At 63.2% G+C, this 16,102-nt stretch carries 11 protein-coding genes; 8 read left to right on the top strand and 3 right to left on the bottom strand.

Going from position 1 to position 16,102, the window contains the following annotated elements; translation table 11 throughout:
* Positions 1 to 362 precede the first annotated feature (362 nt).
* From lhpI to ADU59_RS20040, 7 genes are all read left to right on the top strand, one after another.
* Positions 363 to 1,307: a bifunctional Delta(1)-pyrroline-2-carboxylate/Delta(1)-piperideine-2-carboxylate reductase gene (gene lhpI / locus ADU59_RS20010; protein WP_068955928.1), complete on the top strand. Its 945-nt coding sequence runs from the start codon at positions 363 to 365 to the stop codon at positions 1,305 to 1,307.
* 141 nt (positions 1,308 to 1,448) lie between these two features.
* Positions 1,449 to 2,654: an ABC transporter substrate-binding protein gene (locus ADU59_RS20015; RefSeq protein WP_162493787.1), complete on the top strand. Its 1,206-nt coding sequence runs from the start codon at positions 1,449 to 1,451 to the stop codon at positions 2,652 to 2,654.
* A 61-nt stretch (positions 2,655 to 2,715) separates the two neighbouring features.
* On the top strand, positions 2,716 to 4,359 hold the full coding sequence (locus tag ADU59_RS20020; protein WP_068956190.1) for an ABC transporter permease: 1,644 nt from the start codon (positions 2,716 to 2,718) through the stop codon (positions 4,357 to 4,359).
* Positions 4,360 to 5,025: an ATP-binding cassette domain-containing protein gene (locus tag ADU59_RS20025; RefSeq protein ID WP_068955930.1), complete on the top strand. Its 666-nt coding sequence runs from the start codon at positions 4,360 to 4,362 to the stop codon at positions 5,023 to 5,025.
* Positions 5,022 to 7,490 carry an ATP-dependent helicase HrpB gene (gene hrpB, locus ADU59_RS20030; RefSeq protein ID WP_068955931.1) on the top strand — a complete coding sequence of 823 codons (2,469 nt, stop codon included), beginning with the start codon at positions 5,022 to 5,024 and terminating at the stop codon, positions 7,488 to 7,490. The genes ADU59_RS20025 and hrpB overlap by 4 nt, the downstream gene beginning before the upstream one ends.
* 13 nt (positions 7,491 to 7,503) lie before the next feature.
* On the top strand, positions 7,504 to 8,826 hold the full coding sequence (locus ADU59_RS20035) for an ActS/PrrB/RegB family redox-sensitive histidine kinase (RefSeq protein ID WP_425332040.1): 1,323 nt from the start codon (positions 7,504 to 7,506) through the stop codon (positions 8,824 to 8,826).
* A 78-nt stretch (positions 8,827 to 8,904) separates the two neighbouring features.
* Positions 8,905 to 9,489 (top strand): ActR/PrrA/RegA family redox response regulator transcription factor, encoded by a 585-nt coding sequence (locus ADU59_RS20040; RefSeq protein WP_068955932.1) that lies wholly within the window; start codon positions 8,905 to 8,907, stop codon positions 9,487 to 9,489.
* Between the two features lie 27 nt (positions 9,490 to 9,516).
* On the opposite strand, the gene ADU59_RS20045 is transcribed toward ADU59_RS20040, so the two are convergent.
* Entirely contained in the window at positions 9,517 to 10,050 is a 534-nt protein-coding gene (locus tag ADU59_RS20045) for an MmcB family DNA repair protein (RefSeq protein WP_068955933.1), read from the bottom strand.
* Positions 10,051 to 10,231: 181 nt separating this feature from the next.
* On the opposite strand from ADU59_RS20045, the gene ADU59_RS20050 reads away from it, so the two are divergent.
* Positions 10,232 to 10,894, top strand: coding sequence for a L,D-transpeptidase (locus ADU59_RS20050; RefSeq protein WP_068955934.1), 663 nt, complete (start codon positions 10,232 to 10,234; stop codon positions 10,892 to 10,894).
* An 819-nt stretch (positions 10,895 to 11,713) separates the two neighbouring features.
* Here the strand turns inward: ADU59_RS20050 and ADU59_RS20055 are convergent.
* On the bottom strand, positions 11,714 to 13,888 hold the full coding sequence (locus ADU59_RS20055) for a malate synthase G (protein ID WP_068956194.1): 2,175 nt from the start codon (positions 13,886 to 13,888) through the stop codon (positions 11,714 to 11,716).
* 109 nt (positions 13,889 to 13,997) lie between these two features.
* Complete coding sequence (locus ADU59_RS20060) at positions 13,998 to 15,998, bottom strand: hydantoinase/oxoprolinase N-terminal domain-containing protein (protein ID WP_068956196.1); 2,001 nt, start codon at positions 15,996 to 15,998, stop codon at positions 13,998 to 14,000.
* Positions 15,999 to 16,102: the final 104 nt, after the last annotated feature.

Below are 16,102 nucleotides of genomic sequence, written 5' to 3' on the forward strand. Positions count from 1 at the left end.
TCATAAGAAACTTCAGAGCGAGTTCGTCGGTCGCCAGCAGCGCCGCCGCCCTCGTTGGTGAGCGGTTTATAGGCGACACACCCGAAACAAGTCAACACAGAGTTTCAAGAAAAATGAAGTTTCTTATAAGCGACTGTTATTACTAGTGTATTTCAAATTCACCCGGAAAACACACCGAAGCCGCACAACAATCAACAAATTCCAGAAACAAAATCTTTCCCAAATGGTCAAAATCAGGAAAGGGGCGTTTGGACACAATTCACAGTCATGCGCGGGCCGCACGACATCACAACATCCCGTGCTTTTGCCGCCCACGAAACTCCTGCTAATGTCCACTGACCTTTATAGCATCGGAGATGGACATGCTGGTTCTGAATGAAGCCGAGACACGCGCGGCGCTACCCTGGAGCGACCTGATCGCGGCGCTCAGAACGATGTTTCGCGACGGCTGCGAGATGCCGGTGCGCCATCATCATGATGTCGCCGTTCTCGGCGAGGCTGCCGCCACCCTGCTTTTGATGCCCGCCTGGCAGCCGGGCAGCTATATCGGCGTCAAGATGGTCTCGGTGTTCCCCGGCAATACCGGCCGCGACCTGCCGGCGATCCATGGCAGCTATCTGCTGTCTTCCGGCAAGACCGGCCAGTTGCTGGCGATCATCGACGGGGCGGAGCTTACCGCGCGCCGCACCGCGGCGGCATCAGCGCTGGCGGCCGATTATCTCGCAGCCGGCGATGCACACCATATGCTGATGGTCGGCGCCGGTCGGCTGTCGCAGAACCTGATCGAGGCGCATGCTTCGGTCCGGCCGATTTCGCAAGTGACGATCTGGGCCCGCGACATCCGCAAGGCCGAGGCGACGGCGGCGCAGATCGACCTTCCCGGCATCTCCGTTTCCGTTGCCACCGATATCGAAGCGGCCGCCCGCACGGCCGACATCATTTCCTGCGCGACCCTGTCATTGAAACCGTTGATCCGTGGCGACTGGCTGAAGGCGGGGGCGCATCTCGATCTGGTCGGCGCCTTCAAACCGGGCATGCGCGAATCCGATGACCGGGCCGTCGAGCGCGCCACCCTGTTCGTCGATACCCGCGACGGCGCGCTCAGCGAAGGCGGCGACCTGGTTCAGCCGCTGCGTGCCGGGCTCATTACCCCCGGCTCGATCCGGGCGGACCTCGCGGAACTGACCGGCGGACGCCACCCGGGGCGCACGCAGCCCGGCGAAATCACCCTGTTCAAATCCGTGGGTGCCGCGCTTGAAGATCTGGCCGGTGCTATTCTTGCCTTTGAGCGCTCACCCCACGGCTGATGACCGTCACCGGAACGTGATGGCGGTTGACGGTGGACAGCGTTGACGGATCGCGGCCTTGGCTTAGGCTACCGGCATCGAGGGACAAATATGAGGGGGCGATCGCATATGATCCTATCGACACGACGGATGTTCATGACGATGGCGCTGCTGGCGCCGTTTGCGCTGCCGACTATCCGGCAGGCAGGCGCGACGGATGCGGCGGACTGGGACCGGGTGCTCATCGAAGCGCGTGGCGAGACCGTCTATTTCAATGCCTGGGGCGGATCGGACAACATCAATGCCTATATCCGGTGGGCCGGCGACGCGGTGAAGGCGCGCTACGGCGTCACGGTCGTGCAGGTCAAGCTCGACGATACGACCAAGGCCGTCTCGACGGTGCTCGCCGAAAAATCCGCCGGCCGCGATGCGAACGGCTCAGTCGATCTCATCTGGATCAACGGCGAGAATTTTGCCGCGATGAAGCGTCAGGGCCTGCTGTTTTCCCCGGACTGGGCAACGAAGCTGCCGAACTGGGGTCTCGTCGATATCGAGAACCAGCCGACGGTGACAACGGATTTCACCCTTCCGACCGAGGGGCTGGAAAGCCCGTGGGGAGCGGCCAGGCTGGTGTTCTTCTATGATGAAGCCCGCACCGCGAAAAAGAATCTGCCGGATTCGGCAAAAGACCTGCTCTCCTTTGCGAAAGCTCATCCTGGGCATTTCTCCTATCCGCAGCCGCCGGACTTCATCGGCTCGTCCTTTCTCAAACAGGTCCTGACCGAATTGATCGCCGACCGGGAGAAGCTGCAGAAACCGGTCGATGACGTGACCTTCAATCGGGATGTGGCGCCGCTGTTTGCCTATCTCGACCAGCTGCATCCGCTGCTGTGGCGCAAGGGCAAGGCTTTCCCGAAAAACTATCCGGACATGAAGCAGAAGCTGGCGGACGGCGAACTCGACATCATCTTTGCCTTCAATCCGGCCGAAGCTTCGGCCGGAATTGCCGCGGGTGAACTGCCCGACAGCGTCCGGTCCTTCGTGTTTTCGAAGGGAACGCTCGGCAATACGCATTTCGTCGGCATTCCCTACAATGCCAGTGCCAAGGCGGGCGCACTGGTGCTGGCCAATTTCCTTCTGTCGCCGGAAGCGCAGCTCAGAAAGCAGGATCCGAAGATCTGGGGCGACCCGACGGTGCTGGCGCTCGGCACGCTTGCGGACAAGGACAGGGCGGCATTCGCGGCGCTCGATCTCGGCGTCGCGACGTTGCCGCCGGAGAAGCTTGGCCCGGCACTGGCCGAGCCGCATCCGGACTGGATGACGCGCATCGAGGCGGAATGGATCAAGCGCTATGGGGCTGCGAACTGAGGACGGCCGACCGCAGGACAGGCGCGCAAACGTGACGCGCCGCTTCACGCTGTCCGGCTTCATGCTTGTCCTTCTCAGCCTGCCGGTTCTGGCGGGACTTGCCGGTACGATCGGGCCGGCTTTCGGATATTTGCCGGCGCTGGGCGGTGATCACCTTACCTTCGATCATTTTGCTGATCTCGCAGCCCAGCCTCATCTCATCCGCTCATCGCTGGTCAGCCTGGCAACCGGGCTCGTTGCGACAGGCGTTTCGGTCGTCATGGTCATGCTGTTCACGGCCGGATATGCCGGAACCCGGATGTTTTCGCGGGTCCAGCATCTGGTTTCACCGCTACTTGCCGTTCCGCATGCCGCCGCCGCCTTCGGGCTCGCCTTCCTCGTTGCGCCCTCGGGTTTTGTCATGCGGCTGCTGTCGCCGGGACTGACCGGCTATACCAGCCCGCCCGACTGGCCCGTGCCGCAGGATCCGCTGGGATTGACTGTCATGGCGGGGCTGGTCGTCAAGGAAATGCCGTTTCTCTTTCTGGTGACGCTGGCGGCCCTGCCACAGGTGCCGCTGGCGCAGATGCGGCAGCTTTCGGCAAGCCTTGGATACGGGCGCGTCCGGGGTTTTCTGATCGGTGTCTGGCCGCTTCTCTACCGGCAGATCCGCCTGCCGGTCTTTGCGGTGCTGGCCTATGCGAGTTCTGTCGTTGATGTGGCTGTGATCCTCGGGCCCGATCTGCCGGCGCCTTTGCCGGTGCGCATCACCGAATGGATCGCCAACAGCGACCTGCAGATGCGGTTCCTGGCCTCGGCGGGCGCGCTGCTTCAGCTCGTGTTGACGATCACGGCGATGGTATTCTGGCTCGTTGCGGAAAGGACAGGCGCCTTTGTTCTGAAACGGATCTCCGGATCGGGCATCCGCAAGTCCGAGGACCAGCTGATCCGTGGCATCGCCTGCGCTGCCATGACGGTATCGGCAGCACTCGTGTTTCTCGGTCTCGTAACGCTCTTCATCTGGTCGATTGCCGGTCTCTGGCCGTTTCCATCGTTGTTGCCGCACAGTGCGACGCTCAAACCCTGGATACGGGCCTTGCCGCAGGCCATTGGACCGATCATGACAGCGATCGGCCTTGCCGGCGCGTCGGCAGCGATCGCGCTGGTGCTGGCCATCGGCCTGTTGTGGCAAAAGAGCCTTCGCGCGGATGGTGCTCTGCGTGTCGTGCTCTATCTGCCGCTGATCGTGCCGCAACTCTGCTTCATGTTCGGCCTGCAGATTCTCGGCCTCGCGCTCGGCCTTGGCGCGTCGTTCGCGCTTCTGCTGTTCGTGCACCTGATTTTCGTGTTGCCCTATGTCGCCCTCTCCCTTTCACCGCCGTGGCAGGCATTCGACCGGCGCTATGAAACGGTGGCAGCGGGGCTCGGCAGGTCGCCGTTGCAGATCCTGCTTCATATTCGTCTGCCGATGCTGACGCGGGCGTGGCTCACCGCCTTTGCCGTCGGCTTTGCGGTTTCCGCCGGGCTCTATCTGCCAACGCTTCTGATCGGCGCCGGGCGGATCGTCACGATCACCACCGAGGCCGTGGCGCTATCGTCGGGCGGCGACCGACGCATGATCGGCGTCTATGCCCTGCTGCAGACCCTCATTCCCTTCGCCGGATTTCTGATTGCATCGCTGGTGCCGCACTTGCTATTCCGCCACCGGCGCGCGATGAGGATTTGAATGAAACCCGACGGCAAGACAGACGGCCTGCATCTGGAGGCGATTTCCATCCGCCTTCACGGTAGAACGCTGCTGTCGGTGTCGGCAATCGTCCGGCCCGGCGACGTTCTGACCATCATGGGGCCGTCCGGCTCCGGCAAATCGGCCCTGCTTGCCTCTCTCGGCGGCTTTCTCGATCCGGCCTTTTCGACCACCGGCCGCCTCTTGATTGACGGCAATGACCTGACCGGCGTTGCGGCGGAAAAGCGCGGCTGCGGCATGCTGTTTCAGGATCCCCTCTTGTTTCCCCATCTCTCGGTCGGCGGCAATCTCCTGTTCGGGTTGACGCCATCGATCGCAAAGCGCGACCAGCGCCGGCGCATGGTGGAGCAGGCGCTTGCCGACGTCGATCTCGGCGGCTTCTTCGAGCGAGATCCAGCCACGCTGTCCGGCGGGCAGAAAGCCAGAGTGGCGCTGCAACGGGTGCTGCTGTCGGCACCGCGTTTCCTGCTGCTCGACGAGCCTTTCTCCAAACTCGACACCGATCTGCGGCAACAGACACGCAGCCTGGTTTTCTCCAGGGCGAAATCCGCCGGCTTGCCGGTCGTTCTTGTGACGCATGACCAAGCCGACGCGGACGCAGCCGGCGGCAATGTCGTGGTGATCGGCGAGGAAACCAGCCCATGAGCGTGACGGACACACTGCCGGACCTGCCCGTCAAGGCGATTTTGCCGCAACTTGGCGAGGCTTTGGCACAGGCTCCGGCGGTCGTGCTCTCCGCGCCGCCCGGCGCCGGCAAGACGACGCTGGTACCGCTTTTCCTGCTGGATCAGCCCTGGCGCGGCGACGGCCGGATCATCCTGCTCGAGCCGCGCCGGCTCGCGGCCCGCGCGGCCGCTGCCCGCATGGCCAGCCTGCTTGGCGAAAATGTCGGAGAAACCGTTGGCTACCGCATGCGGCTCGACAGCCGGATATCGACAAAGACCCGCATCGAGGTGGTAACCGAAGGTGTGTTTGCCCGTATGCTGCTCGACGATCCGGAGCTTCCCAATGTTTCGGCCGTGCTGTTCGACGAATTTCATGAACGTTCGCTCGATGCCGATTTCGGATTGGCTTTGGCGCTCGACGTGCAGCAGGCGCTGCGCGACGATCTCAAGCTGATCGTGATGTCGGCGACGCTGGATGTCGGCCGCGTCGCGCAGCTTCTCGGCGGGGCACCCGTCATCGAAAGCCAGGGGCGCAGCTACCCGGTCGATGTTCGCTATCGGGAAAGACCGTCGGCCGAACGCGTCGAAGATGCCGTGACGCGCGCGATCGTCGAGGCGCATCGCGAGGAAACCGGCTCCATCCTCGCCTTCCTGCCGGGACAGGCGGAAATTACCCGCACGGCCGAACGGCTGGCGGGCCGGTTCGGCGCGGAGACCATCATCACGCCGCTGTTCGGCAATCTCAGCCAGAAGGAACAGGACGCCGCCATCCGGCCGGCCACGGCGGGGACGCGCAAGATCGTGCTGGCGACGTCGATCGCCGAGACGTCCATCACCATCGATGGCGTGCGGATCGTCATCGACAGCGGGCTTCAGCGGCTGCCGGCCTTCGAAGCCTCCACCGGAATTACCCGGCTGGAGACCGTGCGCGTGTCGCGTGCGTCCGCCGATCAGCGGGCGGGCCGGGCCGGACGCACAGAGCCCGGCATTGCCATTCGTCTCTGGCATCCGGGCCAGACGGCCGCCCTTCCCGCCTTCACCCCGCCGCAGATTCTCTCGACCGACCTGTCGGGCCTCGTGCTCGATCTTGCCCATTGGGGCGTCACCGATCCCGCCGGTCTTGCCTTTCTCGATCCGCCGCCCGTCACGACCTGGCAGGAAGCCAGGGCGCTGCTGGCCCAGCTTGGCGCCCTCGATGCCAATGGCGCATTGACGGCACGCGGAAAACAGATCCGCCAGCTGGCGTTGCCGCCGCGGCTTGCCGCCATGGCCGTTTCGGCGGCAGAGGACGGGCAGGCCTATGAAGCCTGTCTTTTAGCCGTGGTTCTGACCGAACAGGGTCTGGGCGGCAACAGCATCGATCTGGAAGATCGGCTGCGCCGCTTCAAGTCCGAGCGCGGCGACCGTGCCGATGCTTCACGCGGGCTTGCCCGGCGGATGGCCAAGGGTTTGAGCGCCGGCAAGGAGGCAGGCGACCCGGTCCAACCGGGCATTCTGTTGATGCAGGCATTTCCGGACCGGATCGCGCTGCAACGCGGCGGCCGCGGCCGGTTCGTCATGGCCAATGGACGCGGCGCAGAGCTGCCGGAGACCGAACGGCTGGCCGGCAGCGCGATGCTGGTCATCGCCGACCTCACCGGCCGTGCCGGCGGACAGCGCATTCTGGCCGCAGCCGAGATTTCCCGCGCCGATGTCGAAGCCCACATGCCGCAGGCGATCGTCCGGGAAGACCAGACCTTCTTCGACCGGTCGAGCCGGCAGGTCCGGGCACGGCGGGTCACGCGGCTCGGCGCCATCATTTTCGACGAGACACCGCTGCCCCGGCCAAAAGGTGAAGCATCGGCCCGCGCGCTGGCCGACGGTGTTCGCCAGCTTGGTCTTACGGCCCTTCCATTTTCGAAGGAAGCAGCACAATTGCGCGATCGGATCGGGTTTCTCCACCGCACGCTCGGCGATCCGTGGCCGGATATGTCGGATGACAGCCTGCTGGCACGGCTGGACGACTGGTTCGTGCCCTACCAGCGCGATACGCGCGGTATCGACGATATCAATGCGGGGAGCCTTTCCGAAGGCCTGCAGTCGCTGGTGCCGCATGACGTCGCCCGCGATCTCGCCCGTCTGGCACCAACCCATTTCGAAGCGCCGACCGGCCAGCGCCATCCGATCCGTTATGACAGCGACGAGCCGGTGCTGTCGATCCGTGTTCAGGAGCTGTTCGGGCTGAAGACGCATCCTTCGATTGGCGGCGGACGGCTGCCTTTGCTGCTGGAGCTGGTTTCGCCGGGCCACAAGCCGATGCAGACGACGCGCGACCTGCCCGGCTTCTGGGCAGGATCGTGGAAAGATGTCCGCGCCGACATGCGCGGCCGTTACCCCAAACATCCCTGGCCGGACGATCCGGCAAACGCACCGCCGACGACACGGGCAAAACCGCGTGGTACATGAGACGCCCATGACGATGACGACAGGAAACCGGATGACAGCGGCCGCACTCGACGGGGAAGAAGCCACCACAAGCCGCGTCCTGCGCCTGCAGACGATCGTGCGCCTGCGCTGGCTGGCGGTCGGCGGGCAATCGATCTCGGTGATGATCGTGGCCTTCTGGCTGCGGTTTCCGCTGCCGTTGCTGGCCTGCTGCTCGCTGATCTCCTTGCTCGCCTGGGTGAATGTCTATCTCACCATCCGCTATCCCCCGACCCACCGCCTGCAACCGCCGGCCGCCTTTGCGCTGTTCGGCATCGATCTTGCCCAACTGACCGCGCTGCTGTTCATCACCGGCGGCCTTGCCAATCCCTTCGCGCCGCTGGTCTGCGTGCCCGTCATTATCTCCTCCACCTCGCAGCCGAAATTGCACAGCATCGCGCTGGCGATCCTTGCCATCATCGGCATCACGGCACTGGCCTTTTCTCCCTTTCCCCTGCCCTGGTATCCGGGCGTGGTCCTGCTGGTGCCGACGATCCTGACCGCCGGCTTCTGGGTCGCCATCGTCTCGACCACGGCCTTTGCAGCCTTCTATACCTATCGTGTGTCACTGGAGGCGAGCGAACTGGCCGAAGCGCTGACGGCAACGGAGCTGGTGCTGCAGCGGGAAAAGCATCTCTCGCAGCTCGACGGGCTTGCCGCCGCCGCCGCGCATGAGCTCGGCACTCCGCTTGCGACCATCAGCGTCGTTGCCAAGGAAATGCAGCGCGAGCTTGGCGACGATCCGCGGTTCGGCGAAGACGTCCACCTGTTGCGCAGCCAGAGCGAACGCTGCCGGGATATCCTGCGGCGACTGACGACATTGTCCTCGGAAAACGAGGCGCATATGCGCCATCTGCCGCTGTCGTCGCTGATCGAGGAGGTGATGGCGCCGCATCGCGAGTTCGGCATCCAGATCCATCTGGTCGAACAGGGCAATCGCGCCACGGAACCGGTTGGCAACCGCAATGCCGGCATTCTCTATGGCCTCGGCAATCTGCTGGAAAACGCGGTGGACTATGCCAAGAACGAGGTGACGGTGACCGTCACCCATACGCCGGAGATCGTCTCGGTGATGATCGAGGATGACGGCGACGGTTACGCGCCCGATATTCTCAGCCGGATCGGCGAGCCCTATGTTACCAAGCGCCAGAAGGACGACAGCGCCGGCGGGCTGGGGCTGGGCTTGTTCATCGCCAAGACGCTTCTGGAGCGTTCGGGCGCAAAGCTGTCCTTCGAAAACGGCGGCCCGGAAAAGCCCGGCGCCCGCGTCAGCGTCGAATGGCCGCGCATTCTGATGGACACAAAACTGTCAAAATGACTTTACGGCATTTGGAAGCGAGACTATGCGAACTGACATAGAGTGCAAGAACAAGAGACCTGCACCGAGGATTGCGACATGACGGACAAACTCACCGAACAGCCGGACGCAGCAGTCGATGATGCCTCGTTGATCGGCGCCGATACCTCACTGCTGATCGTCGATGACGATGCGCCGTTCCTGCGCCGGCTTGCCCGCGCCATGGAAACGCGCGGCTTTACCGTCGATATCGCCGAATCGGTCGCCGAAGGTATCGCCAAGGCAAAGACCCGGCCGCCGAAACATGCGGTCGTTGATCTCAGACTCGGCGACGGTAGCGGTCTCGACGTCATCGAAGCGATCCGCGCCCGGCGCGATGATACCCGCATCATCATGCTGACCGGCTATGGCAATATCGCCACCGCCGTCAACGCGGTCAAGCTCGGCGCCGTCGACTACCTCGCCAAGCCCGCCGATGCCGACGATATCTTCGCAGCCCTGGTGCAGCGGGCCGGCGAACGCGCCGAGCCGCCGGAAAATCCGATGTCGGCCGATCGCGTCCGCTGGGAGCATATCCAGCGCGTCTATGAAATGTGCGAGCGCAACGTTTCGGAAACCGCCCGCCGGCTCAATATGCACCGCCGCACGCTGCAGCGCATCCTGGCCAAGCGCGCCCCCAAATAGGGTTCATCCCCCGATGACGGCGTTGGCTCAGCTTTCGCCGTCCAGCGAACCGGAGACGATCTCGCGCATATTCGGGCTGGTATCGCCTGCCCGGTCAGCCGACCATTCCGCCAGCATCAGCCGCTGAGCTGCGACACGGGCGAAATTGAGGGATACGGATTTGCGTGTCGCCGCCGGCAGCCGGTGTTCCGGCGCATCGCGGATCATCTCGGCGTCATAACCATCCGACAGCAGCAGCCCGCATTCTTCGGGAAAAATATCGAGCGGCACGCCGGCATGGGTGGCGAAGAACAGCCGGTCGGAATGGATGCGATAGTCCGGCCATTTCCGGTCGACGCGAAAATCCTCGATCGAGGTCTTGATCTCGACGATCCAGATCTCCCCTTTGGGCGAAAGCGAAATCAGATCGGCACGCCGTCCGCTCGCGAGCGTCAACTCGGGAAGCACCGCATGGCGCATCTCATGCAGGTAACGCTGTATGCCGCGGCGCACCATCATCGCGCGCTGCGACTGCCGCCCGTCGATCAAAGGACTATCGTTGTGGATAGAGAGAATCGCCATGCGTTAAACTCTGGCATAACGCCGCTTTTGTTGCAAAAAAACACTCCGTGGAGTTTTTGGAACGTCCTGCCGGAATGCTGCGCCGCATTCACTTGCAATCGGGATGGTAATCGAAAATAACCCATAATCACTGATGGTCGAGACGACCCAGATATTCTTAACTTCATTTTAAGAGACACCCATGCGCTTCCGCAATGCAGTTCTGCTGTGCAGCCTCGCGGCCACTCTCGTTTTGGCCAGCTGCTCCACAGCGCCGATCGCTCCCATCGGCGAAAAAGTCGCAACCAACCAGATCTTCTCCGACAGTTACGGCCCGATCGAAGATCACGGTTATGCCCTCCCGGCGATCCCGATCAACAAGGTCAACGAGCGTTTCCATCGCCAGATCGTCGACTATGCCACGGCTGAAAAGCCCGGCACGATCATCGTGAACACGCCGAACCGCTTCCTCTATTTCGTGCTGCCCGGCGGCAAGGCCGTTCGCTACGGCATCGGCGTCGGCAAGGCCGGCTTTGCCTGGGAAGGCCGCGCCTATGTGGCCTGGAAGCAGGAATGGCCGACCTGGCATCCGCCGAAGGAAATGGCCGTGCGCAAGCCGGACGTCGCCCAGTATGTCGAGAACGGCATGGGCCCGGGCCTGCGCAACCCGCTCGGCGCACGTGCCATGTATCTGTTCAACGACGAAGGCAAGGATACGCTGTTCCGTATCCACGGTTCTCCGGAATGGGCCTCGATCGGCACCGCGGCCTCGTCCGGCTGCATCCGCATGATCAACCAGGACATCATCGACCTCTACGCCCGCGTCCGTCCCGGCAAGAACACCCGCGTCATCGTTCAGCAGTAACGAGACCCGAGCGTTCATCGCAGAATCTTTCAGATCCCCGGCTTGTCCGGGGATTTTTGATTCAGATCGGGAACGTTCCGGCCGATCGACTCGCGCCCTTCGATGGCGCGGCACGGGTTCGCATGCGCACGACGGAAACCGCCTGCGGCTTTCAAAGAGCATGGAGAGCACACGCGGATGCGGAACCTCTCACAGTAATTTTAATGTGGCACCGCTTCCGCGTGGCCTTTGGCTTCTCTCGGGGCTTCCGGCCCCTACGAATGGCAACCCTTGTCCCGCTGCATCCCGGCATTTGCGCCAAGACTTGCATGGCTCAACCAAACCGCAGCCTGGAAGCCGCGGGGGAGACATTTTTGAAGCGGTTTCCCGCCCGGGCACCATCCCCCGTATCCCGGACCGCACGTTACGGCCATCGACACGGGCACCAACCTCCCCCTGCCCACGATCGTCTCGCGAAACACTCCGGTGGTGAAGGTGGGAATAGTATGGCCGCTCTTTTGGATGCGGGGAAAAACGGGGATGATTTTTTTGGAGGCATCATACTACCCCGTCATGCCTGTGCCCGTCACAGGCATCCAGCCACCGCGCGTCTGCGCAGTGAAGGATCACCTTATCCAAGGCTTAACGAATTCTCTGACCCGGCGGACGTCGGGTCGCTGGATGCCCGCCACAAAGGCGAGCATGAGGGAAATTGGGGAATGCGCTCCGTTCCCCTTGCCCGATCACCGGGGGATCAGCTCTCACCAGAGACGTTATGGCAGGTGTGAAGCTCCCGGAAACGGTCTATTTTTGCTGAAAAAGGGTTGCCGCTTCCGTCCATCAAACAGACACAGCCTGGCTTGCCTTCAGCTCCAGCCGGCGGCGGTGCAGGACCGGTTCGGTATAGCCGTTCGGCTGTTCGCGGCCCTTCAGCACCAGTTCGAGCGCCGCCTGGAAGGCGACGGAGCCGTCGAAATTACCGGCCATCGGCGTATAGGCCGGATCCCCGGCATTCTGGCCATCGACGACCGCTGCCATGCGCTTCATCGTCCCGACGATCTGCGCTTGCGTCACGACGCCATGATGCAGCCAGTTGGCCATGTGCTGGGCGGAGATGCGTAGGGTCGCGCGATCTTCCATCAGGCCGATATTGTTGATGTCGGGCACCTTGGAGCAGCCGACGCCCTGGTCGATCCAGCGGACGACGTAACCGAGAATGCCTTGGGCATTATTGTCGAGCTCGCGCTGAATTTCTTCCGCTGTCCAATTCGGGCGAGAAGCGACCGGCACCGACAGGATATCGCTGAGCTTTGCCCTCGCCCGGCTTTTCAAACTGGCCTGAACCTCGGCAACATCGACCTTGTGATAGTGCGTCGCGTGTAGTGTTGCCGCCGTCGGCGAAGGCACCCAGGCGGTGTTGGCGCCGGCCTTCGGATGGGCGATCTTCTGCTCCAGCATCGCCGCCATCAGATCGGGCATCGCCCACATGCCCTTGCCGATCTGCGCATGGCCGGACAGGCCGCATTGAAGGCCGATATCGACGTTCCAGTTCTCGTAGGCCGCAATCCAGGCGGCCTGCTTCATATCGCCCTTGCGGATCATCGGGCCTGCTTCCATCGAGGTGTGCATCTCGTCGCCGGTGCGATCGAGGAAGCCGGTATTGATGAAGACCACGCGCTCCCTGGCAGCGCGGATGCATTCCTTGAGATTGACCGTGGTGCGGCGTTCCTCGTCCATGATGCCCATCTTCATGGTGTTGGGCGCCATGCCCAGCGCTTCTTCGACGCGGCCGAAGATTTCCGAGGCGAAGGCGACCTCTTCCGGGCCGTGCATCTTCGGCTTGACGACATACATCGAGCCTTCGCGCGAATTCATCCGGCGGCCACCCGGACCGATATCGTAGAGCGCGATCAGGCCGGTGATCATCGCATCCATGATGCCTTCCGGAACTTCGTTGCCATCGCGGTCGAGAATGGCCGGATTGGTCATCAGGTGGCCGACATTGCGGATCAGCATCAGGGCGCGGCCCTTCAGCGAGATTTCCGATCCATCCGGCGCGGTAAAGCCGAAATCCGGATTGAGCCGGCGCGTAAAGGTCTTGCCGCCCTTGGTGATGTCCTCCTGCAGGTCGCCCTTCATCAGGCCAAGCCAGTTGCGATAGACGACGATCTTGTCCTGCGCATCGACGGCCGCGACCGAATCCTCGCAGTCCATGATCGCGGTGATCGCCGATTCGAGAATGACGTCGGAGATATGCGCCCGGTCATCCCTGCCGGTTGCCGTCGAGGCGTCGATGACGATCTCGATATGCAGGTTGTTCTTCTTCAAAAGCAGATGCGACGGGGATGCCTTGTCGCCACGATAGCCGGCAAACTGGCGGGGATCGGCGAGCTTGGCCGGACCTGATGCGGTCGAGATCGACAGGTTTTCACCGTCAATGGAAAATGCTGTGACATCACTCCAGCTGCCGGCCGACAGCGGCGCGCTCGCATCGAGAAAGCCGCGCGCCCAGGCGATGACCTTCTGGCCGCGAACCGGGTTATAGCCCCTGCCCTTCTCCGCACCACCGTCGTCGGCAATCGCATCGGTGCCATACAGCGCATCGTAGAGCGAACCCCAGCGGGCATTGGCGGCGTTGAGCGCATAACGCGCATTCATGACGGGCACGACGAGCTGCGGCCCGGCGATCGTGGCGATCTCGGGATCGACATTGCTGGTGGAAACGGAAAAATCCGGGCCTTCCGGCAGAAGATATCCGATCTCCTTCAGGAAACCTTCATAGACCGCCATATCAACGGGCGCACCGTTCTGCCGGTACCAGCTGTCGAGCTTTTCCTGCAGCGCGTCTCGCTTGGCCAAAAGATCGCGATTCTTCGGCGCGAGATCATGGACGATCTGGGAAAAGGCCGCGAAGAACCGGTCGGCATCGACTCCGGTACCGGGCAATGCCTCGCCGACGAGGAATGCATGCAGGTCCGCATCGATTCCCAGTCCATTCTTTTCAATCCGGCCCATGACCAACTCCATGAATTAACGCTTTAATATGAGAGGCCGCAGTCTCTCACGGTTTCATTCCCTGTCAATCCAGCGAAAATGCGAAGAATTATTTCCAGAAAAGAACAAATCAGCCGTGCGCCACGCGCGGACGGCCGCTGGCGATGGCGGTGAACCGGGCCTCGACCAGCTTGCGGCTGCCCTCGATATCCGGCGCATCAATCTCCTCGCGCATCATCACCGCCGGCTCATCGGCGCCGTTTGACCGGGCGGACGTCAGGGCCGCCATTTGCGCCCGCGCGCGCGCCGATGCGAACGCCGCGCCTTCATCAAGGAAGCGGCTGCTCGGTCCCGCGCCATTGACGATGAAGATCCCCTCTTCCGGCACCGTCACGAAGACGGTGACCGAGGCGCGCACCTGGCCGACGACCGCCCCCACCGCATTGGCAACACCGGCCTCCGGCGGGATGCGGGATTCAGCCCCCAGCATATCCGCAATAGCCGGATAATAAACCGGCGCGGAGGCGCCGAGACCTACCAATGGACGATCGAGAGACAGCGAGAAAGCAACGATCCCGGGTTCGCGTTTCAAGGCCCGGTCGACGGCCAGCGACACGGCCGGATCGATTGCCGCGCCGTCCTCCGCCAGGCAGGAGGAGAGAATAACCTCGGCGGACTGGCGGGTCAGGCGGGCGACGATCATGTCCGACAGAGCTTCGGCGGACGAGGCAATCGGCTTTCCCGATCCATCCTTCACCCGAGCGGCGAGTTCCGCCCCCAGCCGCGCCGCCGTTGCGTTCCACTGGTCCTGCCGTCCCAGCACATGCATGGCATCCGACGGTGTCAGGCCGCAGATATGCACGAGGCCACGCGCCACCAGCCTGTCCAGCGTCGCCTTTTGCAGCGTGCTGGTCAAAAGGCTCTCCAGCGCCACCGGCACCGCGCCGATCCGCTCGTACAAGGCCTGCTCCTGCGGCTGAAGTCCGCTTGCCAGATGATCCGGAAGCCCGGTGCGGACAGCAAAACGGCCGTCATGCCGCCCCCCATGCGCGGTGCGCAATTGCCGTTCGAGCACGGAAATAACCGCATCCGCATGCTGGAAGGCGGCAAGGCTCAATGGCAGAAACCGGCGCGGGCCGAGATCGATCCTCGCCTGCAGGCCGCGGTCGTTGATACGAACCTCCGAATCACCGCCAAGCCCGAAGGTGCGCATGGCGACCGCCTCGACCATGGTGCGGAATCCGCCGACGACGGCGCCTTCGCCGTCCAGCCGCGGGCGGCCCTGATCGAGCACGGCGACATCCGTGGTGGTGCCGCCGATATCGGAGACGACGGCATTGTCGAGGCCGGTCAGGTGCCGGGCGCCGACAAGGCTTGCTGCGGGGCCAGAGAGTATCGTCTCGATCGGCCGCAGCCGGGCCTCCGCTGCCGAAATCAGCGCGCCGTCGCCACGCACGACCATCATCGGCACATCGATGCCGCGCTGCTGGAGGAAGCCTTCGCAGGCACCGATCAGCCGATCGATCATCGACACGAGGCGAGCGTTCAGCAGGGTTGTCAGCGCCCGGCGCGGGCCGCCCAACTTGGAGGAAAGTTCGTGGCTGCAAGTGACTGGCAGGTGCGAGACATCGCGGATGCGGTCGCGCACCCGCTGTTCATGAGCCGGATTCCGTACGGCGAAATAACCGGCGACGGCGAAGGACGAGACTTGCGCCGAAAGCTGCGGCAGGGCCTCGTCGAGCGCCGTCATGTCGAGCGGCGTTTCGCCACCATGGACATTGTGCCCGCCCGGCAAAAAGATCACCGGATCGGAGCCCAGCGCCTCCTGTAAACCGTCACGCTTCAGGTCTTCCGGGCCAAAGCCGATCATCACGAGACCGGCGCGACCGCCCTGCCCCTCAACCAGCGCATTGGTCGCAAGCGTCGTCGACAGTGACACGAGGCTGATGGCGCCGGCCGGCACCTTTGCCTGCTCCAGCACCGCATCGACGGCACCGGCGATCCCGACGGAGAGATCGTGACGCGTGGTCAGCGCCTTCGCCTTGGCGACGACTCCTTCGGTCTCGCTGAAAAGAACCGCGTCGGTATAGGTACCGCCGGTGTCGATACCGAGGAGGAGATGGTCCGTCACAGCAAAGTCCATTCGGGCAGCGCCGGATACCCGGCTTCAAAGGATATGGACGAGGTGATATGACATCTTTCCGGGAAAGGCCATCGCTTCGCCGACATGCGTGT

This window comes from Pararhizobium polonicum (assembly GCF_001687365.1).
Taxonomy (GTDB): domain Bacteria; phylum Pseudomonadota; class Alphaproteobacteria; order Rhizobiales; family Rhizobiaceae; genus Pararhizobium; species Pararhizobium polonicum.